14 protein-coding genes are annotated in these 20,902 nt (G+C 70.7%); 9 read left to right on the forward strand and 5 right to left on the reverse strand.

Annotated elements, in window-relative coordinates:
* Positions 1-21: 21 nt before the first annotated feature.
* Both BXA11_RS43890 and BXA11_RS10980 read left to right on the forward strand, forming a co-directional pair.
* Positions 22-1,035 carry a hypothetical protein gene (locus BXA11_RS43890; RefSeq protein ID WP_076434413.1) on the forward strand — a complete coding sequence of 338 codons (1,014 nt, stop codon included), beginning with the start codon at positions 22-24 and terminating at the stop codon, positions 1,033-1,035.
* A gap of 66 nt (positions 1,036-1,101) precedes the next feature.
* Positions 1,102-2,385 carry a cytochrome P450 gene (locus BXA11_RS10980; RefSeq protein ID WP_076434414.1) on the forward strand — a complete coding sequence of 428 codons (1,284 nt, stop codon included), beginning with the start codon at positions 1,102-1,104 and terminating at the stop codon, positions 2,383-2,385.
* 27 nt (positions 2,386-2,412) lie between these two features.
* Here the strand turns inward: BXA11_RS10980 and BXA11_RS42015 are convergent, their stop codons facing one another.
* Entirely contained in the window at positions 2,413-3,933 is a 1,521-nt protein-coding gene (locus BXA11_RS42015; RefSeq protein WP_159454760.1) for a hypothetical protein, read from the reverse strand.
* A gap of 438 nt (positions 3,934-4,371) precedes the next feature.
* On the opposite strand from BXA11_RS42015, the gene leuS reads away from it, so the two are divergent.
* From leuS to BXA11_RS44470, 3 genes are all read left to right on the forward strand, one after another.
* A complete protein-coding gene (gene leuS / locus BXA11_RS10990) occupies positions 4,372-6,834 on the forward strand; it encodes a leucine--tRNA ligase (RefSeq protein WP_076434416.1) in 2,463 nt (820 codons plus the stop codon).
* An 81-nt stretch (positions 6,835-6,915) separates the two neighbouring features.
* Positions 6,916-10,116: a S41 family peptidase gene (locus BXA11_RS10995; RefSeq protein WP_076434417.1), complete on the forward strand. Its 3,201-nt coding sequence runs from the start codon at positions 6,916-6,918 to the stop codon at positions 10,114-10,116.
* Between the two features lie 216 nt (positions 10,117-10,332).
* Positions 10,333-12,009 carry a cellulase family glycosylhydrolase gene (locus BXA11_RS44470; protein ID WP_076434418.1) on the forward strand — a complete coding sequence of 559 codons (1,677 nt, stop codon included), beginning with the start codon at positions 10,333-10,335 and terminating at the stop codon, positions 12,007-12,009.
* A gap of 9 nt (positions 12,010-12,018) precedes the next feature.
* On the opposite strand, the gene BXA11_RS11005 is transcribed toward BXA11_RS44470, so the two are convergent.
* Positions 12,019-13,113 carry a MalY/PatB family protein gene (locus tag BXA11_RS11005; RefSeq protein WP_076434419.1) on the reverse strand — a complete coding sequence of 365 codons (1,095 nt, stop codon included), beginning with the start codon at positions 13,111-13,113 and terminating at the stop codon, positions 12,019-12,021.
* Positions 13,114-13,200: 87 nt separating this feature from the next.
* Positions 13,201-13,917: a transcriptional repressor LexA gene (lexA, locus tag BXA11_RS11010; protein WP_167538760.1), complete on the reverse strand. Its 717-nt coding sequence runs from the start codon at positions 13,915-13,917 to the stop codon at positions 13,201-13,203.
* A 433-nt stretch (positions 13,918-14,350) separates the two neighbouring features.
* On the opposite strand from lexA, the gene nrdR reads away from it, so the two are divergent.
* The 3 genes from nrdR to BXA11_RS11025 all read left to right on the forward strand — a co-directional run bounded on the left by nrdR (position 14,351) and on the right by BXA11_RS11025 (position 18,690).
* Positions 14,351-14,815, forward strand: a complete 465-nt coding sequence (gene nrdR / locus BXA11_RS11015; protein ID WP_076434421.1) for a transcriptional regulator NrdR — start codon at positions 14,351-14,353, stop codon at positions 14,813-14,815.
* A 119-nt stretch (positions 14,816-14,934) separates the two neighbouring features.
* A complete protein-coding gene (locus BXA11_RS11020) occupies positions 14,935-17,847 on the forward strand; it encodes a vitamin B12-dependent ribonucleotide reductase (RefSeq protein WP_030505759.1) in 2,913 nt (970 codons plus the stop codon).
* A gap of 216 nt (positions 17,848-18,063) precedes the next feature.
* Positions 18,064-18,690 carry an NADPH-dependent F420 reductase gene (locus tag BXA11_RS11025; protein ID WP_076434422.1) on the forward strand — a complete coding sequence of 209 codons (627 nt, stop codon included), beginning with the start codon at positions 18,064-18,066 and terminating at the stop codon, positions 18,688-18,690.
* Between the two features lie 189 nt (positions 18,691-18,879).
* On the opposite strand, the gene BXA11_RS11030 is transcribed toward BXA11_RS11025, so the two are convergent.
* Entirely contained in the window at positions 18,880-19,314 is a 435-nt protein-coding gene (locus BXA11_RS11030; protein ID WP_159454761.1) for a type III secretion system chaperone family protein, read from the reverse strand.
* 225 nt (positions 19,315-19,539) lie between these two features.
* The gene (locus BXA11_RS11035) at positions 19,540-20,106 is read right to left on the reverse strand and encodes a TetR/AcrR family transcriptional regulator (protein ID WP_076434423.1); all 567 of its coding nucleotides are present in this window, start codon (positions 20,104-20,106) and stop codon (positions 19,540-19,542) included.
* A gap of 71 nt (positions 20,107-20,177) precedes the next feature.
* Here BXA11_RS11035 and BXA11_RS11040 point away from each other — a divergent pair, with 71 nt between their 5' ends.
* Complete coding sequence (locus BXA11_RS11040; protein ID WP_076434424.1) at positions 20,178-20,900, forward strand: SDR family oxidoreductase; 723 nt, start codon at positions 20,178-20,180, stop codon at positions 20,898-20,900.
* Positions 20,901-20,902 lie beyond the last annotated feature (2 nt).

Consider the following 20,902-nt stretch of genomic DNA (forward strand, 5'->3'; position numbering starts at 1 on the left):
GCCGGCTGCGATGGTGGCGGCGTGGTCTACTTCGTCTACCGCAGCGTCTACGAGGGGCCGTCCGGCCGGCTCGTCCGGCACTTCCCCGACGCCACCGTGCTCGACTGGTTCCGCAGGGTGTGGGACGACGCCGCGTCGCAGGACGCGTACGAGTGGGTGGAGCGCGAACTCGGCGCGAACGTCTACGGTCTGCACACCATCTTCGAGACCGGGCTGCCGGCCCCCCGCACCCATGGCGAGTTGCGCCGGATGCTCAAGGAACATCTGTACGTCGAGAGAACGCTGCGGGTGGACCGGCACAGCGTGCGGGTGCTCACCGACGACGACGAGGTCGAGCTGGCGTACTTCTTCGTGGACGACCACGTGGTGGCGGACGAGCCCGACCGCTGGGACTACCTCGTGCACGAGAGCTGGGACCTGCCCGCGGACGCACCGCCGTCCGCGCGAACGTTGACGCCTCCGGTCCCGGTCGACGTCGTCAGCCCCGCACCGCCCGGCGGGGAGGGCGTGACGTGGGTCGTCATACTCACTCACCATGCGACCGTGAACAGCGTAGGAGGCAGATACCCGAAGGCGTTCCCGGGCGTACGGCTGCCGGGGCTCGCGGCGGCCCTGCGCGCGGCGGATACCCATGAGCTGTCCGGCGAGTTGCGTGCCCTGCGCGCACTGATCGCCCCCGGTGAGGAGGAGATCGCGTCCGCACTGGAGCGCTGCAACCGCTGGGGGCCTCTGGAGGAGTGGCTGCCCGAGATCAGTGCTCCGCACTTCCAGGCGCACGAACACGCGCTGCGGCTGCTGGAGGACTTCGTCCCGGCGGACGGACGTGACCCGGGTCGCACGCTCATCCGATGCGACGGTCACCTGGCCCAGATGGCGATCCACATGGACGATGGTTCCGGTTATCGGCAGTGGTTCCTCTTCGACGACGTCTGGGCCGCCGCACATCCCGAGATAGCCGCGTCACTGATGCGGTTCGGTGTGCACTGGGATCCGCGCTGCCGGCGCAGGCATGCCCGCCTGACCCACTGTGGCTGAACCGGCAGGTGTGGCAGACTGGCAACCGAATGTGGTTCTAGTCACTCGGAAGGGCCGGCCCCCACCATGACGACACAGCCGACGGAGCCCGCGGGGCGCACGCCCATCACCTCGGCGGCGGACATCGACCTGAACGACTGGGACTTCTGGGGCCGCCCGGACGAGGAGCGGGAGCACGCGTTCCGGCTGCTGCGCGACCTGGACAAGCCGGCCTTCTTCCCCGAGCCCGAGTTCAGCCTGGGCGGCGTCACCGGGCCGGGTTACCACGCGCTCGTCAGGCACGCCGACATCCTGGAGGCCAGCCGCAACCCCGAGGTCTTCTGCTCGGGCGACGGCGGGGCCACCAACATCCCCGACCTGCCGGCGGAGTTCGCCGAATACTTCGGCTCGATGATCAATATGGACGACCCGCGGCACGCGCGCCTGCGGCGGATCGTCTCGCGCGCCTTCACCCCGAGGATGATCAAGCAGTTCGAGTCCGACGTCGATGTCGCCGCCTCGCGCATCGTGGACGAGTTGCTGGAGACCGGCTCCGGTTGCGACTTCGTCACCGAGGTGGCCGCCAAGCTGCCCCTGAAGATCATCTGCGACATGATGGGCATCCCGGAGAAGGACTACCAGTTCGTCTTCGACCGCTCGAACATCGTCCTCGGCGCCACCGATCCCGAGTACGTCAGCGAGCGTGCGGACATCGCCCACGCACTGCTCACCGCGGGGATGGAGCTGCAGCAGCTCGTCCAGGACCTGGCCGCGCTGCGGATGCAGACGCCCACCGACGACCTCACCTCGTCCCTGGTCAACGCCAACATCGACGGGGAGCGGCTGACCGCACAGGAGCTCGGCTCGTTCTTCATCCTGCTCGTCGTGGCGGGCAACGAGACCACCCGCAACGCCATCTCTCACGGCATGCGGTTGCTCACGCTCAACCCGGAGCAGCGCCGGCTGTGGCTGGAGGACTTCGAGGGCCGGGCGCCGCGCGCGATCGAGGAGATCGTCCGGCTGGCCGCGCCGGTCAACTACATGCGCCGCAAGGTCACCCGCGACCACGAGATGAACGGCAATCTCTACCGCGAGGGCGAGAAGGTTCTGCTGTACTACTGGGCGGCCAACCGCGACGAGCGGGTGTTCGACGACCCGCTGCGCTTCGACATCCGGCGCGACCCGAACCCGCACGTCGGCTTCGGCGGCCCGGGTCCCCACTTCTGCCTCGGCGCCCACCTGGCCCGCCGCGAGATCACCGCGATGTTCCGCGAGCTGCTGCGGCGGGTCCCCCAGATCGAGGCGGGCGCGCCGGAGCGCCTGCTGTCCAGCTTCATCAACGGCATCAAGCACATGCCCTGCGAGTTCTGACCCGCCGGACCCGGGCCCGGCCGGTGGTCAGCCGAGGGGCTTGATCGACCGGAAGACCGTGTTGATGTCGGGGAGCAGCTCGTCCTTGAGCTCGGGCACGGCCATGTAGACGATCGTGGGAAGGTCGGCGCCGGTGTTCACGGCCGCGATCACGACCGTGGTGGTGGCGCCGTCGGCGGTCACCTTGTAGGCCGCCGCCAGCCCGGTGAGGTTGTTGCGCGTCAGGCGCTGCTGGGCGACCTTGGCGATCTTGTTGTCCTTGGGGAACTGCGTCTGCCGCGCCCGGTACATCACCGCGTTGATCACGGGTCCGAGGCTGCCGGGTGTGGTGTACTTCGCGGCCAGCGACTGCGACAGGGGGCCCGACATCACCGCGGCGAACTCGCGCTTGCCCTTGGTCGTCATGCCGGCCGGCACGTACTGCCTGCTGGTGAAGCCGTACGCCGCCTTGGTCTGAGCCGGGTCGGCGTCCGCCTGCCAGGGGCCGCCGAGCTTGGGCAGCGTGATGCGGCCGGCGGTGTCGGTGAGCACGCCGTTCACGGGGGAGGCCGTGCCCTTGTAGACGGGCAGCCGTGACGCGGTCTGTGTCTGCGGCTTGGTCGTGGCGCCGGTCTTGACGGGGGTCGGCTTCGCCGACGTCGCCGCCTCGGCCGCGTCGCCGGAGCTGAGCGGCCCGGCGGCGAACGCCCACACGAGCACCCCGACGAGCGCGGCGACGACCGATGCCACCAGCGCGTACAGCCAGACCGGCCGGCCGGGCTCGTCTTCGTACTCGTCGATGGCCTGGTAGTTCTCCCCGAACACCGTGTTCCACAGCTCCTGCTGCCGGTGCGCTGGAGGCGTCTTCGGCCCGCTGATCTGTCCCGCCGTCACGAACGGCCGGTACGGGTCCTCCGGCTGGGGCTGGGGCTGGGGCTGGGGCTGGGAGTGGTGGGGCTGGGGCGGCGCGGTGGCGGCGGAGGGCGGTGCGGTGGAGGCGAGCGGGGCGGACTCGGCGTACGAACGCACCGAAGGAGTGAACGGAGCCGAGGGCCGGGGGTGCTCCGGGCCGCCGGGGAACGGGCCCCCGTGCGGACCGGGCTGCCCCTGGCCGGGTCCCTGTCCGGGTCCGAATCCCTGCCCGGGTCCCTGCCCCTGCCCCTGGCCGGGCGCCTGCCCCTGGCCGGGGCCGAATCCCTGTCCCTGTCCGGGTCCGTATCCCTGCCCCTGACCCGGGTGCCGGTACTGCTCCTGACCGGGGCCCGCGGCGCCCGGCGCGCCGTACGCCGGCGCGGGGCCGCCGAAACTCTCCGCTCCGCCGAAGCCCTCGGAGCCGCTGTAGCCGTCCCGCGTGAAGGCGGGGAAGGACCGCTCCGGGGCCGTGCCGGGAGGCGGGCCCGCCATGGTCGCGGTCGCGTCCGCGGCCTGCTGTGGCTGCTGGTGGGGCGCCCCCTCGACGAAGGACCGGACGGTCGGGGTGAAGGACGAGGACGGAGGCGCCTCGGGCCATGCGGGCGGCATCTCCGGCCACGACGGCTCCCGCTGGTGTTCGCTGCGGTCCGTGGGCACGGTACCTCCCGAGATCATGCCCGAATTAGGGGTGCCTGGCATGATCTCATGCGAGCCGGGGGCTGCCGCAGCGAAACCGCGGAATGCCTCACGGAACTGCTCACCCGTGGGGTCGGTGGGCGGGTCCTGCATCGGCAAATCCGCGGGCGGAAAAGAGTTGGCCACGGCAGCACAGTAGGGGAATGGACATAAGAGCCCACAACGGAACTATCACCATCGTGTATCGCGCTCTGACACGCGAGGTCAGCCCGCAAGATCGATCGGCGACCCGGTTGCGGTCTGCGCTACGCTTGACACGCGTGCCGCCACCCTGCTGAGCGGGCAGCCACCTCGGAGCGCGAGAGCGCGGAGACGGGGCCGCCTCGACAGTGACGCGGGGACCTGCCCCCGGCGGGCGCCATCATCTGTGTGATTCCAGCCGCCTGGCGAGGAGTGGAAGTGGACGACCCGGTGTACGACCCGCAGGCGCTGCAGGCCAAGTGGCTGCCGCGGTGGGAGGAGCTGAACCCCTTCGCGGCGGTCGAGGACCTCGCGGACACCAGGCCGCGCAAGTACATGCTCGACATGTTCCCCTACCCCTCCGGCGACCTCCACATGGGGCACGGCGAGGTCTTCGCCATCGGCGACGTCGTCGCGCGCTACTGGTTCCAGAAGGGCTACAACGTCCTGCACCCGATCGGGTGGGACTCCTTCGGCCTGCCCGCCGAGAACGCGGCCATCAAGCGCAACGCCCACCCCGCCGAGTGGACGTACAAGAACATCGAGACCCAGGCGAACTCGTTCAAGCGGTACGCCATCTCCTTCGACTGGTCGCGGCGCCTGCACACCAGCGACCCGGAGTACTTCCACTGGAACCAGTGGCTGTTCACCCGCTTCTACGACCGGGGCCTGGCCTATCGCAAGGGCGGCCTGGTCAACTGGTGCCCGCAGGACCAGACCGTGCTCGCCAACGAGCAGGTCGTGGCGGGCAAGTGCGAGCGCTGCGGCGCCGACGTCATCCGCCGCGAGCTGACGCAGTGGTACTTCAAGATCACTGACTACGCCGACCGGCTGCTCGACGACATGGCGCAGATCGAGGGCGGCTGGCCCGATCGCATCCTCACCATGCAGCGCAACTGGATCGGCCGCTCCACCGGAGCCGACGTCCAGTTCCGCGTCGAGGGCCGCGACGAGCCGGTCACCGTCTACACCACCCGCCCCGACACGCTGTACGGCGCGACGTTCTTCGTCGTGGCCGCCGACGCCCCGCTGGCGGAGGAGATCGTCGCCCCCGAGCAGGCGGAGGCGCTGGCCGCCTACCGCGCCGAGGTCGCCAAGCTCTCCGACATCGAGCGGCTGTCCACGGAGAAGGAGAAGACCGGCGTCTTCCTGGGCACGTACGCGATCAACCCGGTCAACGGGGAGCGCATCCCGGTCTGGGCGGCCGACTACGTGCTGTCCGACTACGGCCATGGCGCGATCATGGCGGTGCCCGCGCACGACCAGCGCGACCTCGACTTCGCGCGCAAGTTCGGTCTGCCGGTGCAGGTCGTCGTGCACACCGGCCTGGCCGACCCGGGCGAGACCGGCGTCGCCACCCCCGGTGAGGGGAAGCTGGTCAACTCCGGCCCGCTGGACGGGCTGACGAAGGCCGAGGCGATCCAGAAGATCATCGAGGTCCTGGAGCAGCGTGGCACCGGCAAGGCCGCGGTGAACTACCGGCTGCGCGACTGGCTGCTGTCGCGGCAGCGGTTCTGGGGCACGCCCATCCCGATCATCCACTGCCTGGACTGCGGCGAAGTCCCGGTGCCGGACGACCAGCTCCCGGTCACGCTGCCCGACCTGCGCGGCGCGGCCCTGCAGCCCAAGGGCGTCTCGCCGCTGGCCGCGGCGACGGACTGGGTCAACGTCGCCTGCCCCAAGTGCGGCGGCCCCGCCCAGCGGGACACCGACACGATGGACACCTTCGTCGACTCGTCGTGGTACTACCTGCGTTACTGCGACCCGCACTTCGACGGTGGGCCGTTCGACGTCGAGAAGGTCCGCAAGTGGGGGCCGATCGACCAGTACGTGGGCGGCGTCGAGCACGCCGTGCTCCACCTGCTGTACGCGCGGTTCTTCACCAAGGTCCTCCACGACATGGGCCTGGTGCACTTCACTGAGCCGTTCCTGCGCCTGCTCAACCAGGGCCAGGTCATCAACCGGGGCAAGGCGATGTCGAAGTCGCTGGGCAACGGCGTCGACCTCGGTGAGCAGATCGACGCGTACGGCGTGGACGCCGTCCGGCTGACGATGATCTTCGCCGGGCCGCCGGAGGACGACATCGACTGGGCCGACGTCTCGCCGGCGGCGTCGCAGAAGTTCCTCGCCCGCGCGTTCCGCGTGATGGCCGAGGCCGGTGCGGCGTCCGCCCCGGGGGTCGACCTCTCCGGCGGCGACGTCGAGCTGCGCAAGGTCACCCATCGGACCATCGACGAGGTGACCAAGCTCGTCGAGAGCTACCGGTTCAACGTCGCGGTGGCCCGCATGATGGAGCTGACCACGGCCGCCCGCCGGGCGATCGACGGCGGGCCCGGCGCGGCCGACCCCGCCGTCCGCGAGGCCGCAGAGACCCTGGCGATCATGCTGTCGCTGGTCGCGCCGTACGTCGCGGAGGAGGGCTGGGAGCGACTCGGGCACGCGCCGTCGGTCGCGAAGGCCGGCTGGCCCGAGGCCGACCCGGCGCTGCTGGTCCAGGAGTCCGTCACGGCCGTGGTGCAGGTGGCGGGCAAGGTCCGCGACCGGCTGGAGGTCTCCCCGGGTATCTCCGAGGCGGACCTGCAGGCCCTGGCCCTGGCGTCGGACAAGGTCCGGCCCTACCTCGACGGCGAGCCGCGCAAGGTGATCGTGCGCGCGCCCAAGCTCGTCAACATCGTCCCCTAACGGGTGGCCCCGGCTCCGCCGTACCAGGAACGAACCTGTCCGGTACGGCGGAGCCGTCGCCGTTCGGCATAAGGTGCGGATGTGGCGAACGGTGCGTACCTGAGATTCCCCCATCTGAACGGCGACCTCCTCACCTTCGTGGCGGACGACGACGTCTGGCTGGCACCCACGGGCGGCGGCAGGGCCTGGCGGTTCACGGCCGACCGGGTCGAGGTCTCGCGCCCCCGGTTCTCCTCCGACGGCGCCCGCATCGCCTGGACGAGCACCCGCGAGGGCGAGCCCGAGGTGTTCGCCGCCGAGTTGGACGGCGGCGAGGGCGAGCGGCTCACACACTGGGGCAACGCCAAGACGGGCGTGTGCGGCTGGACCGAGGACGGGAACGTGCTGGCGGTCACTGCCGCCGGCCACGGCTCACGGTCCCGGCTGTGGGCCCACGCGGTTCCGCTGGACGGCGGCCCGGCGATGGCCCTGCCGTACGGCAGGGTCAGCGAGGCCGCGGTCAGCGGCGCCAGGGTGGCGACCGTGTCGGCCGTGTGGCGCGAGCCGTCGCAGTGGAAGCGATACCGGGGCGGCACCGCGGCCAAGATCTGGGTGGACGCCACGGGCGACGGCGAGTTCACCCGCCTGTTCGCCGGCAATCCCGCACAGCACTGGTCGGTCATGTGGGTGGGGGAGCGGCTGGCCTTCCTCGCCGACACCGACGGCGACGGCAACCTCTACTCCTGCCTGCCCGACGGCTCGGACCTGCGGCAGCACACCACGCACCGCGGCTTCTATGCGCGCCACGCCGCGACGGACGGCTCCCGCGTCGTCTACAGCCTCGCCGGCGACCTGTGGCTGCTGGAGAGCCTGGACGCGGAGCCGTACAAGCTGGACATCACCTTGAGCGGGCCGCGTCCGGCCAGGGCCAGGCGGCCCGCGCCGAACGACGTCGGCGGCTTCGCGCCGGACCGCACCGGGCGGGCGAGCGTGGTCGAGATCCGGGGCACCGCCCACTGGCTGACCCACCGTGACGGCCCCGCGGGCACGCTGCGCGCCGAGCCCGGCGTCCGGGTGCGGCTGCCGCGGCCTCTGAGCTCCTCTTCCCATCCGCAGGCCGGCCGGGCCGTCTGGGTGTCGGACGCCTCCGGCGAGGACGCGCTGGAGATCGGCACGCCCGGCGGTGAGATCCGCACGCTGGCCGCCGGGCAGCTCGGCCGGGTGCTCGACCTGGCCGCCGCGCCGAACGGCGAGCACGCCGCGGTCGCCACGCACGACGGGCGGCTGCTGGTGGTGGACCTCGACTCCGGGAACGTCCGCGAGGTGGACCGCACCACCCACGGCGACGTGCGGCACCTCACGTTCTCGCCGGACTCGGCCTGGCTCGCGTGGGCGCACGCCTACCAGCCCTGGCGCTGTCACCTGAAGCTCGCCCGGGTGGACGGCAGCACCGCGATCGAGGTCACCCCGCCACGCTTCAACGACTACTGTCCGTCCTTCACGATGGACGGCAACCACCTGGCCTTCCTGTCCGACCGCACGTTCAACCCGGTCTACGACAGTCACGTCTTCGACCTGTCGTTTCCCGCCAGTTGCCGGCCGTACCTGGTGCCGCTCAAGGCCACGACGCCCTCGCCGTTCGATCCCTCCCTGGCCGGCCGCGGCTTCGGCGGAGAGGACGACGCGGGCCCGGACCCCCAGAACGCGCAGCAGACAGAGAGCACCCAGAACGCCAAGAACGACGCCAAGTCCGACCCGCCGCCCGTGACCGAGGTGGACGCCGAGGGGCTGGCGGCCCGGATCGTGCCCGTGCCGGTGCCCGCCGGCATCTACTCCAACCTGCGCGCCGCCAAGGGCGGCCTGCTGTGGCTGCGTCACCCGCTCACCGGCGAGCTCGGCGACGGCACCGAGCCCGGCGATCCGGTCCTCGAACGCTACGACCTGGTCAAGCGCAAGGTCGTCGAGCTGAGCAGGGAGTTCGGGGCCTTCGGGGTCAGCGGTGACGGCACGCGGCTGGTGGCCACCGGGGAGCACGGCCTGCAGACCCGGGCCACCGGGGAGGACGACGAGGTCGTCACCGTCGACCTGGACCGCGTGGCCGTGACCGTCGACCCGGTCGCCGAGTGGCGGCAGGCCTACAACGAGGCCGGGCGGCTCATGCGCGACCACTTCTGGCGGGCGGACATGAACGGTGTGGACTGGCTGGGCACGCTCGGCCGCTACGCCCCCCTCGTCGAGCGGATCGGCGCCTACTCCGAGCTGATCGACCTGCTCTGGGAGGTCCAGGGCGAGCTGGGCACCTCCCACGCGTACGCGCGGCCCGTCGGCGCCGGCGGCGATCCCCGGCGCCGCCAGGGCCTGCTCGGCGCCGACCTCGCCCGGGACGAGAACGGGGTGTGGCGGATCGGCCGCATCCTGCCGGGGGAGTCCTCCGACCACGAGGCCCGCTCGCCGCTGCTCGCGCCCGGCGTCGCCGTCCGGGAGGGCGACGCGATCGTCGCCGTGGGCGGGCGCCCGGTGGATCCGGTCCGCGGGCCGCTGGCACTGTTGTCGGGGATGGCGGGGCGGCCCGTGGAGCTGACCGTCCGGCCCGGCTCCGGCGGCGAGACCCGCAGGGTCGTCGTCAGGCCCGTCGCCGACGAGACGGTGCTGCGCTACCACGACTGGGTGGCCGGACGGCGGGCGTTCGTGCGTGAGGCGTCGGGCGGGCGACTCGGCTACTTACACGTGCCGGACATGATGTCGACCGGGTGGGCGCAGTTCCACCGGGATCTGCGTGCCGAGATGGACTGCGACGCGCTCGTCGTGGACGTCCGCGACAACGGCGGCGGTCACGTGTCGGAGCTGGTGCTGGAGAAGCTGCAGCGGCGGGTGACCGGGTGGCAGCTCAGCCGGGGATATGAGCCGGCGCGCTACCCCGAGGACGCGCCACGCGGGCCCGTCGTGGCCGTCACCGACGAGTTCGCGGGGTCGGACGGGGACATCGTCAGCGCCGGGATCAAGAACCGCGGCATCGGGCCGCTCGTGGGCACGCGGACCTGGGGCGGCGTGATCGGCATCGACTCGCGCTACTGGCTCGTGGACGGGACCGTCGTCACGCAGCCGCGCTACTCGTTCTGGCTGGAGGGCGAGGGGTGGGGCGTCGAGAACCACGGCGTCGAGCCGGACGTCGAGGTCGTCGCGACGCCGCAGGATCTGGTCGCGGGGCGGGATCCGCAGCTGGCGCGGGCCGTGGAGCTGGCCCTGGCCGCGCTTGAGGAGCGGCCGCCGGCCGCCCCGCCGGAGTTGCCGCCGCTGCGGTGACCCGGGGGGCCGAAGCTCGTCGGCATCGTGCCGTGACGGGACGTTGACGATGGCCTGGCCTTCCGGACAAAATTACGCCCGAGCCACAAACTAGTCATATCGATGTAGGCGTGCGGTCAGGGCATGCCGCGACCACCACCGCTCCGGCGGTGGTCTGGGGTGCGCGCCTGACCGAATGGCTCGCCGTCGGCGTGCGCCCCGCGTGGGAGGCACGTCTTGTACAGACGAATTCTCGGCGGGCTGGCGACCGCCGCCGCCATGGCGGCGACCGTGCTCGTCGTCACCGGGTCGCCGGCGAACGCCGCCGGCACGGGCACCGGCTACCTGCACACCAGCGGGAACAAGATCGTCGACAGCACCGGCGCCACCGTCCGGCTGACCGGCATCAACTGGTTCGGCATGGAGACCGACAACAAGACCTTCCACGGGTTGTGGGCGAACAACCCGTGGAAGAGCCAGCTCGACCTCATGGCGAGCCTGGGCTACAACACCATCCGGGTGCCGTTCTCCGACGACGCGCTGAAGCCGGGTGCGCAGGCGACCAGCGTCAACACCTACTCCAACCCCGACCTGATCGGCCTGTCCCCGCTGCAGATCCTCGACAAGGTCGTGGACTACGCGGGCCAGAAGGGCATGCGGATCATCCTCGACCGGCACCGGCCGACCAGCGCGGGCCAGACGGCGCTGTGGTACACCTCGGGCGTTCCCGAGTCGACCTGGATCAACGACTGGAAGTCGCTGGCCCAGCACTACGCGGGCAACACCACCGTCATCGGGGCCGACCTGCACAACGAGCCGCACGCCGACGGCACCAACCCGAACGCGACCGGCTCCTGCTGGGGCTGCGGCGACGAGTCGCGCGACTGGCGCCTGGCGGCCGAGCGCGCCGGCAACGCCATCCTGTCCGTGCAGCCCAACTGGCTGATCTTCGTGGAGGGCGTGAGCTGCCCGAGCGGCGGCCTGTCCAACGTCTGGGACAACGACACCAGCAACGACGAGGACTGCGGCTGGTGGGGCGGCAACCTCACCAAGGCGGGGCAGTACCCGGTGCGGCTGAACGTGGCCAACCGGCTCGTCTACTCGCCGCACGAGTACGCCACGTCGGTCTACCACCAGGCGTGGTTCGACGACCCGTCGTACCCGGCGAACATGCCGGCCATCTGGGACAAGTACTTCGGCTACCTGTACAAGCAGAACATCGCGCCGATCATGGTGGGCGAGTTCGGCACCACGCTCGCCAGCAACATCGACAAGATCTGGCTCCAGGAGCTCATGAAGTACATGGGCAGCGGGGTGAACGGCATGTCGTTCACCTACTGGTCGTGGAACCCCAACTCGGGTGACACGGGCGGCATCCTGAAGGACGACTGGGCGACGGTCGACCAGGCCAAGCAGAGCATCATCTCGCCCTACCTGATCCCGCCGACGGGCGGCGGCAACCCCACGCCGCCGGTGTCGCCGTCGGCCTCGCCCTCGCCGAGGGTTTCCCCGTCGGTCTCACCGTCACCCTCTCCGTCGGCATCGCCGAGGGTGTCCCCGTCGCCCTCTCCCTCCGCGTCGCCGTCGGCGTCTCCTTCGGCGCCGGGCGGGAAGACCTGCACCGCCACCTACAAGGTCGCCAACCAGTACCCCGGCGGCTTCCAGGGTGAGGTCACGGTGAACGCGGGTTCCTCGGCCATCTCGGGCTGGACCGTGAAGTGGGCCTTCCCGAACGGCCAGAGCATCAGCCAGCTCTGGAACGGCACGCTCAGCGCGAGCGGGTCGAACGTCACGGTGACGAACATGTCCTACAACGGCACGCTGGCCGCCGGGGCCTCGACCATGTTCGGCTTCAACGGCAGCTGGTCCGGCAGCAACGGCGTTCCGTCCACGGTGACCTGCACGGCGAGCTGAGCGGGCGCCTCACATCAGTGCGGCGGCGATCCTGGACAGGATCTCCTCCAGGATCGCCGCCGAGGTCGCGAAGTTGAGGCGGGCGAAGGTGTCGCCGCCTCCGTAGTTCGGGCCCGGGTTGAGTTTGACCCGGGCCTCCCGCTCAAGGAAGTGCGCCGCGCCGGGCACGCCGAAGTCGAGCCACGCGAGATAGGTGGCTTCGGGCATGCGGTACCCCACCGAGGGGAGCCGCTCGGCGATGCGCCTGCGGTTGCGGTCCAGGATCGTCAGCACCTCCTCCAGCCACGCGTCGCCGTGCCGCCACGCCGCGACCGTGGCCTCCACACCGAGAACGCTGGGCGCCCCGTAGATGTGGGCGGGCTGGCGGCCGAGCGCGTCCCTGGCGTCCTTCGCGCCGATGTGGGCCACCGAGCAGTGCAGTCCGCCCATGTTGAAGGCCTTGCTGGCGGAGGTCAGCGTGACCGTGCGCTCCGGCAGGATCGTGGCGAACGGGATGTGCCGGGCAGGGGCGTACGTCAGGTCGGCGTGGATCTCGTCGGAGATCACCAGTGTGCCGTGCCGGTCGGCGTACGCCGCGACCGCCTCGAGCTCCTCACGGGTGAATGAGCGGCCCGACGGGTTCTGCGGGTTGACCAGCAGGAGCACCCGGACGGGCTCACCGGGCACCTCGAACCTGCCGTCGGCCGTCAGCGGCATGGGCACCAGGCGGCGGTTCATCGCGGTGATCGTGGTGAGGAAGGGGTCGTAGGCCGGAACGTGCAGCGCCACCGCGTCGCCGGGGTCGGTCATGACGTGCAGCAGCACCTGGAGGGCCTGGTTGAGGTCGGTGTAGGACCGCACGTGTGCCGGATCGGCTCGCCAGCCGTACCGCGCCTCCATGCGCTCGGCGAACGCCTCCGCCAGGGGCCCGGCGGTGGGCTCCTCCAGCCAGGCGGGATAGCCGAGGTCTGTGGCGGCACGTCTCGCGATCGCCTCCGTGACCGCCTCGGGCACGGGGAAGTCCATGTCGGCGACCCAGGCGGGGATGACGCCGGACGCGGCGCGGGCCCATTTGATTCCGTCACGACGGCGGGCCGCATCCAGAGACAGTGAGTCGAGTTTCACCCGACTCACCCTAATTGCCGGTAAGTGACCGCCTGGAAGGCGGCCGCCGCGCCCCGCGGTGCCTCGTGCCGCGGGGCGCCGGCGCGGCTACAGCTTGCGCAGGACCGCCGTGACCTTGCCGAGCACGGTGGCCTCGTCGCCCGGGATCGGCTCGTAGTTGGGGTTGTGCGGCACCAGCCACACGTGCCCGTCCTTGCGCTTGAACGTCTTCACGGTGGCCTCGCCGTCGATCATCGCGGCCACGATGTCGCCGTTGTCGGCGACCGGCTGCTGCCGCACCACGACCCAGTCGCCGTCGGCGATGGCGGCCTCGATCATCGAGTCGCCGGAGACCTGGAGCAGGAACAGCGTGCCCTCGCCCACGAGCTGCTTGGGCAGCGCGAACACGTCCTCGATGCTCTGCTCGGCGAGGATGGGGCCACCGGCGGCGATGCGGCCGACCAGCGGCACGTAGGCCGCGGTGGGCCGGTTGAATCCGGCCTCCTCCTCGGAGGTGGCGTCCGGGTCCACCCACAGCACCGGCTCGCCCGGCAGCCGGACCTCCAGGGCCCGGGGCCGATGGGGATCACGCCGGAGGTAGCCCTTACGCTGGAGCGCCGTGAGCTGGTGCGACACGCTGGAGGTGCTGGTCAGCTGGACCGCTTCCCCGATCTCCCGCATGGACGGCGGATAGCCGCGCTGCTGGACCGAGTCGCGGATGACCTCGAGGATCTTCCGCTGCCTGGGGGTGAGGCCAAGCGAGTCGCGCCTGCGAACCGCGAGGTCGCTGACGCCATCCGCTTGCTCACTTCGGTCACTCACGATGCCACCTCTCAATCCGTGTTCCTCATGTCGCACAGAGCGACCGTACCGCGATTCAAGATCACCGTCAAACAATTGTTCGATATCCAGCGAAATCGCCGATCTCGCCGTCCACCTCATCGTACGGGAGTTCGATCGATCCCGTGTTCGATTTACCCGATCTTCTCTGGCCGCCGTACGCCCAGGTCAGAAGCCGTACGGAAATCGGCCCGGGAAAGGCGCGCAAAGGGTCTATTCCGCCACGGCCGGGGCGGTTGATGCGGCCGTGACAGGAGGCGCGACACGCGCGCCGAGCAGGAACTTCCTCACCCGCGGCCGGTTCGACTTGCGTTCAAGGTCGGGCGCTCCTACGGTTGGACCACAACATCTAGTAGTCACATCGGTGTAAGTTCACCACACCTTGTGTTCCGGGATGTGCGTTCAGGGAGGCGATGAAGTGCACTGTCCGTTCTGTCGCCACCCGGACACCCGGGTCGTCGACAGCCGTGCGGCCGAGGACGGGGCGGCGATCCGCCGCCGGCGCACCTGTCCCGAGTGCGGGCGCAGATTCACCACGCAGGAGACCGTACTGCTGATGGTGAGCAAGCGCAGCGGGGTCACCGAGCCGTTCTCCCGGGAGAAGGTCATCGCCGGCGTACGGCGGGCCTGTCAGGGACGCCCGGTAAGCGAGGACTCCCTCGCCCAGCTCGGGCAGCGCGTCGAGGAGAGCATCCGGGGCACCGGCGCGGCCGAGATCGCCTCGCACGAGGTGGGCCTGGCCATCCTGGGCCCGCTCCGCGACCTCGACGAGGTGGCCTACCTGCGCTTCGCGTCGGTCTACCGCAGCTTCGAGACGCTGGCGGACTTCGAGGCGGAGATCGAGCGGCTCCGCGCGGCCCACAGCACGGTGGGCGAGGAGTAGGCGCCTTCCGGGGGACCGGGACGAGGCGGGCGGCGGCGCGCGACGGCGCGGCGCGACGATGTGGTTATAACGAGCGTGGTCGGAGAAGGGGCTCCATCGGGCCCTGGGAGGGGGAAGTCATGACGGAGACCGTGAGCGGCACCGTGTCGGGTGTGGGGGGCCGGCCGGGCAAGCGCCCGCGCAAGGGCCTGAAGATGAAGCGCATCTTCACCACCCCGGGTGTGCACCCGTACGACGAGGTCCGCTGGGAGCGGCGCGACGTCGTGATGACGAACTGGCGGGACGGCTCGGTCAATTTCGAGCAGCACGGCGTGGAGTTCCCCGACTTCTGGTCGGTCAACGCGGCCAACATCGTCACCACCAAGTACTTCCGCGGGGCGGTGGGCACCCCGCAGCGTGAGTCGAGCCTCAAGCAGCTCGTCGACCGGGTCGTGGGCGTCTACACCAGGACCGGCGTCGAGAACGGCTACTTCGCCTCCGAGGAGGACGCGGAGATCTTCGACCACGAGCTCAAGCACGCGCTGATCCACCAGACCTTCAGCTTCAACTCCCCGGTGTGGTTCAACGTCGGCACCCGCTCCCCCCAGCAGGTGAGCGCCTGCTTCATCCTGGCCGTGGACGACACGATGGAGTCGATCCTCGACTGGTACAAGGAAGAGGGTGTGATCTTCAAGGGCGGCTCCGGCTCCGGGGTCAACCTCTCCCGCATCCGCTCGTCCAAGGAGCTGCTGTCCAGCGGTGGCACGGCCAGCGGCCCGGTCTCCTTCATGCGCGGCGCCGACGCCTCCGCCGGCACCATCAAGTCGGGCGGCGCGACCCGCAGGGCGGCCAAGATGGTCGTCCTCGACGTGGACCACCCCGACATCGAGGAGTTCATCGAGACCAAGGCGCGCGAGGAGGACAAGATCCGCGCGCTGCGCGACGCCGGGTTCGACATGGACCTCGGCGGCAAGGACATCGTGTCCGTGCAGTACCAGAACGCCAACAACTCGGTGCGGGTCTCCGACGAGTTCATGCGGGCCGTCGAGGACGGCGGGCAGTTCGGCCTGCGGGGCCGGCTGACCGGCGAGGTCATCGAGGAGGTCGAGGCGCGGTCGCTGTTCCGCAAGATGGCCAAGGCCGCCTGGGAGTGCGCCGACCCCGGCCTGCAGTACGACGACACGATCAACGACTGGCACACCTGCCCCGAGACCGGGCGCATCACGGCCAGCAACCCCTGCTCGGAGTACGTCCACCTGGACAACTCCTCGTGCAACCTCGCGTCGATCAACCTGCTGAAGTTCCTGCGCGACGACGACTCCTTCGACGTCGCGACCTTCGTGAAGGTCACCGAGCTGATCATCACCGCGATGGACATCTCGATCACCTTCGCCGACTTCCCGACGCAGAAGATCGCCGAGACCACCCGGGCGTACCGCCAGCTCGGCATCGGCTACGCCAACCTGGGCGCGCTGCTCATGGCGACCGGGCACGCGTACGACTCCGACGGCGGCCGGGCCATCGCGGCCGGGATCACCTCGCTGATGACCGCCGTGTCCTACCGCCGCTCGGCCGAGATCGCCGGGATCGTCGGCCCGTACGACGGCTACCAGCGCAACGCCGAGCCGCACAAGCGGGTCATGCGCAAGCACGCCGCGGCCAACGACGACCTGCGCACGCTCGACGACATGGACAAGGCCCTGCACGGCGAGGCCACCCGGCAGTGGCAGGAGTGCCTCAGGCTCGGTGAGAAGAACGGCTACCGCAACGCCCAGGCGTCGCTGCTCGCCCCGACCGGCACCATCGGCCTGATGATGGACTGCGACACCACCGGCATCGAGCCCGACCTGGCGCTGGTGAAGTTCAAGAAGCTCGTCGGCGGCGGCTCGATGCAGATCGTCAACCAGACGATCCCGCGGGCGCTGCGCCGGCTCGGCTACCTGGAGGAGCAGGTCGAGGCCATCGTCGAGTACATCGCCGAGCACGGTCACGTCGTGGACGCCCCGGGCCTGCGGCCGGAGCACTACGAGGTGTTCGACTGCGCGATGGGCGAGCGGGCCATCGCCCCGATGGGCCACGTCCGGATGATGGCGGCCGTCCAGCCGTTCCTGTCCGGCGCGATCTCCAAGACCGTGAACCTGCCCGAGTCGGCCACGATCGACGACATCGAGCAGGTCTACCTGGAGGGCTGGAAGCTCGGCCTCAAGGCCCTGGCCGTCTACCGCGACAACTGCAAGGTCGGCCAGCCGCTGTCGGTCGCGAAGAAGACCCCCGAGGAGGTCCCCGCCGAGACGGCGGAGAAGGAGCCGATCGTCCAGGTCGTGGAGGTCGCGCGGCCGACCCGGCGGCGGATGCCGAACCAGCGGCCGAGCACCACCACCCGCTTCACCGTGGGCGGCGCCAAGGGCTACATGACCGCCTCGTCCTACCCCGACGACGGTCTGGGCGAGGTCTTCCTCAAGATGTCCAAGCAGGGCAGCACGCTCGCGGGCGTGATGGACGCCTTCTCCGTGGCGATCTCGATCGGCCTCCAGTACGGCGTGCCGCTCGACACGTACGTGCAGAAGTTCGTCAACATGCGCTTCGAGCCGGCGGGCATGACCGACGACCCCGACGTCCGGATGGCGCAGTCCGTGATGGACTACATCTTCCGGCGGCTCGCGCTCGACTACCTGCCGTACGAGGACCGGGCCGCCCTGGGGATCTTCTCCGCCTCGGAGCGGGCCGCGCAGCAGCGCGGCGAGGACCCGGCCGCGCTCCAGGACGTGGACACCGCGGCCCTGGCGCAGTCAGCGCCCATCGAGAGCGGCAAGGCCGTGCCCGTCGAGAAGGCGCAGCCGGCGCCGGTCGAGGCCAAGCCGGCCGAGGGGCCGTCCGCCGGGCAGGTCGCGCCGGTGGCGGTGCCGGAGCCGCGCCGGGTCGGCGCCTCGCTGGAGAGCCACCAGGGCCGCACGGCGGACGCGCCGCTGTGCATGACCTGCGGCACCAAGATGCGCCCGGCCGGTAGCTGCTACGTCTGCGAGGGCTGCGGCAGCACCAGCGGCTGCAGCTGACGCGTCAGCGAGAGCGCCCCGTGAGTGCAGGGGGCCGGCGAGTGCGCCGGCCCCCTGCGCATGTCTCAGACCATCGCGCCGCACCGCGCGGGCGGGTGGAGGGGCTCTGCTCGATGAGGCCGACCGGCCACCTGACCTCCCGAAACGGGCCGTGGTCGTCCTGGGCGACACGCCGGTGGGGGGAATGAGGCCAGATGTCGTCGTGTTGCCCCAACTATGGTCATTGGATTCATCGGCAGTGGGAAGATCGGCGGCACCCTTGCGAAGCTGGCGGTCGACGCCGGGCACTCGGTGGTGCTGAGCAACTCCCGCGGACCGGACACACTCTCCGAACTCGTGGCCGGGCTGGGTCCGAACGCGCGTGCCGCCACCGCGGCCGAGGCAGCGGCGGCGGGGGACATCGTGGTCGTCACGATCCCCTTCGGCAGATACCGGGAGGTGCCGGTCGAGCCGCTGGACGGCAAGGTCGTCATCGACACGAACAACTACTACTTCGAGCGGGACGGTCGCTTCCCCGAGATCGACGCGGGTGAGACCACCGACAGCGAGGTGCTCGCCGCGCATCTGCCGGGGTCGCGGGTCGTGAAGGCGTTCAACGCCATCAACTGGGTCCACCTCGCCGAGCAGGGGCAGCCCGCCGGCACGGAGAACCGGCGGGCGCTGCCGATCTCGGGCGACGACGACGAGGCCAAGAAGACGGTCACCGAGCTGATCGACTCCTTCGGCTTCGACGTGGTCGACGCGGGCCCGCTCGCGGAGGGACGGCGGTTCCAGCGGGACAAGCCCGCCTACGGCCCCCGCCTCACCGTCGCGGAGCTGCGCGACGCCCTCGCGCGAGGCTGACGGTCCGCAGGCCGGCGGCGAGCGCGGCGTAGAACTCAGCGTAGAGCTCGGCGACGAGCGCGCGTGCCGCCCGCCGCCCCTGGCCGGCAGGACGTGCCGTTCCTGCCGGCGGCCCCTGGCCAATCGATCCTGGCCAATCAATCCCGGCCAGCCGGTGTAGTCCAGTCGGTGCCGGCCAGCCGGTCCTGGTCAGTCGGCCTCAAAGGCGAGCCGGTCGGTGAGCCAGCGGTAGAACTTGATCGAGAACCTGACCCAGTGGGCCACCATCGTGGTCAGGTGCTCCCTGGTCACGCCGGCCCCGATGTAGACCTGGGAGTCGCCGACGACCCGGATCGTGCCGTTGTCCTGAGTGAACGCGTACACCTTCGGCCACATCGTGTCCGCGTTCCACTCGTTGAGCGCCGTGAGCAGCATCCGCTTGTCGTCCACCGAGTAGTTCCTTTCGTAAAAGGTCCGCACGGTGAACAGGTCTCCTTCCTTGCCGAACAGGAAGAAGATCGTGAGGTGGGCGGTGGAGATCGCCAGGTCGCCCTCTGTGTCTATCGTGTGCTCGATGTCCAGCTCGTCGAGGATCTCCTCAAGGAGGTCCCGGTCCGGCCGGACGACCGCTGGGGAAGGCGTCACCGCTCCATCCTGCCGCATGGCGCTGTCGCTGAAGTGGCAGACGTGACAGAGGATGCGGGGGACGAGTCCAGCTGCCATCGCGCCCGGCTTTTCAGGTTCGCCGCAACGCCCCGCCTCCGTACGGCGCCGACGTGAGCGCGCGGGTCCGCCTTCAGCGGTGAATCGCGCCGCGGTACCTCGCACTCCCCGAGGTCGTCGTCGGGCTCGCCGTCCTCCGAAGGCGCGTCAGCGCGGGAGCTCCCCATGGGGTCCCGGGCTTGCGGCGATCCTGGCCACGAGCGCCGTGACGTCTCCCGCCAGGGCGGCGTCGAGGGGGCCGTGCCGGTTGAGCAGCCGATACCACATGACACCGAAGATCATGTCGACCAGGAGGTCCAGGTCGGCGCCGGGGGGCGGCGGCATCCGCTCCAGCACCGCCCGCAGGGCGTCCCGCCGCGGGCCGATCAGCCGCTCCCGCAGGCGCTCGGCCAGGGCGGGGTCGCTCTGGGCCTCCGCCATGAGGCCTGCCACCACCCTGCCGACCACGCCCTCCGCCAGCGCGAAGGTCTCGCGCAGGAACGTCTCCAGGTCGGCCTGCGACGGCGCCCGGGAGCTTTCGACGAGGTCGGTCATGGCCTCAAGCAGCACGTCGGCCTTGGTGTCCCACCAGCGGTAGAGCGTCTGCCTGCCGGTTCCCGCCTCCTCGGCGATGCTCTTCAGCGTCACGTTCGGATAGCCGTCGCGCTCGCACAGCCGCAGCGCGGCCTCGAGTATCGCCCGGCGCGCCTGCTGGCTGCGTGGCCTCCCCACCATGCCGCCACTTTACAGGACATCGTGTCTCGTTTATAGTTTCGAGGCATCATGTCTCATATTGGGGGAAATCCATGAACGAGCGCGTAGTGATCGTCGGCGGCACGAGCGGAATCGGCCTGGCCGCCGCCGTACGGCTGGCCGCATCGGGGCGCGAGGTCGTCGTCACCGGCCGCACGCCCGAACGGCTGGAGCGGGCCGTCAAGGAGATCGGGGAGCGGGGCTCCGGCGTGGTGGCCGACGCCCGCGATCCTGAGGCGATGCGGACCCTGTTCGCCGAGGCGGCCCCGGTGGACCACGTGGTGATCAGCGTGTCGGGCCGCAAGGGGGCCGGTCCGTTCCTGTCGCTCTCGCCCGACGACCTGCGCCGGGCCCTGGACGACAAGCTGATCGCCCAGGTGGTCGCCGCCCAGGCGGCGCTCGCGGCGCTGCGCCGGGACGGGTCGCTGACGTTCGTCTCGGCGGCCAGCGCCAACAACGCGCTGGCCGGGGTGGCCGGGCTCGCGGCGGTGAACGGGGCGATCGAGTCGATGGTCCCGGGGCTCGCGGTGGAGCTCGCCCCGGTCCGGGTCAACGCGGTGTCGCCCGGCGTGATCGACACCGAGTGGTGGGACGAGCTGGGGGACGGCCGGCAGGGCGCGCTCGACGCGTTCGCCGCCGCCACCACGGTCGGCAGGATCGGCACTCCCGGCGAGGTGGCGAACGCGATCGCCTACCTGATCGAGACGGGCTACGCGACGGGCACCGTGCTGACCGTCGACGGCGGCGTCCGGCTCAAGCCGAGCGTCCAGTCGTAAGG

The organism is Microbispora rosea (assembly GCF_900156315.1).
Lineage (GTDB): Bacteria > Actinomycetota > Actinomycetes > Streptosporangiales > Streptosporangiaceae > Microbispora > Microbispora rosea.

Bases quoted from the DNA above. Each gene is read 5' to 3' on its own strand.
- BXA11_RS10980 (WP_076434414.1), top strand. From the start codon at position 1,102: ATGACGACACAGCCGACGGAGCCCGCGGGGCGCACGCCCATCACCTCG.
- BXA11_RS11020 (WP_030505759.1), top strand. From the start codon at position 14,935: ATGACGGAGACCGTGAGCGGCACCGTGTCGGGTGTGGGGGGCCGGCCG.
- BXA11_RS11025 (WP_076434422.1), top strand. From the start codon at position 18,064: ATGGTCATTGGATTCATCGGCAGTGGGAAGATCGGCGGCACCCTTGCG.
- BXA11_RS11035 (WP_076434423.1), bottom strand. From the start codon at position 20,106: ATGGTGGGGAGGCCACGCAGCCAGCAGGCGCGCCGGGCGATACTCGAG.
- BXA11_RS11040 (WP_076434424.1), top strand. From the start codon at position 20,178: ATGAACGAGCGCGTAGTGATCGTCGGCGGCACGAGCGGAATCGGCCTG.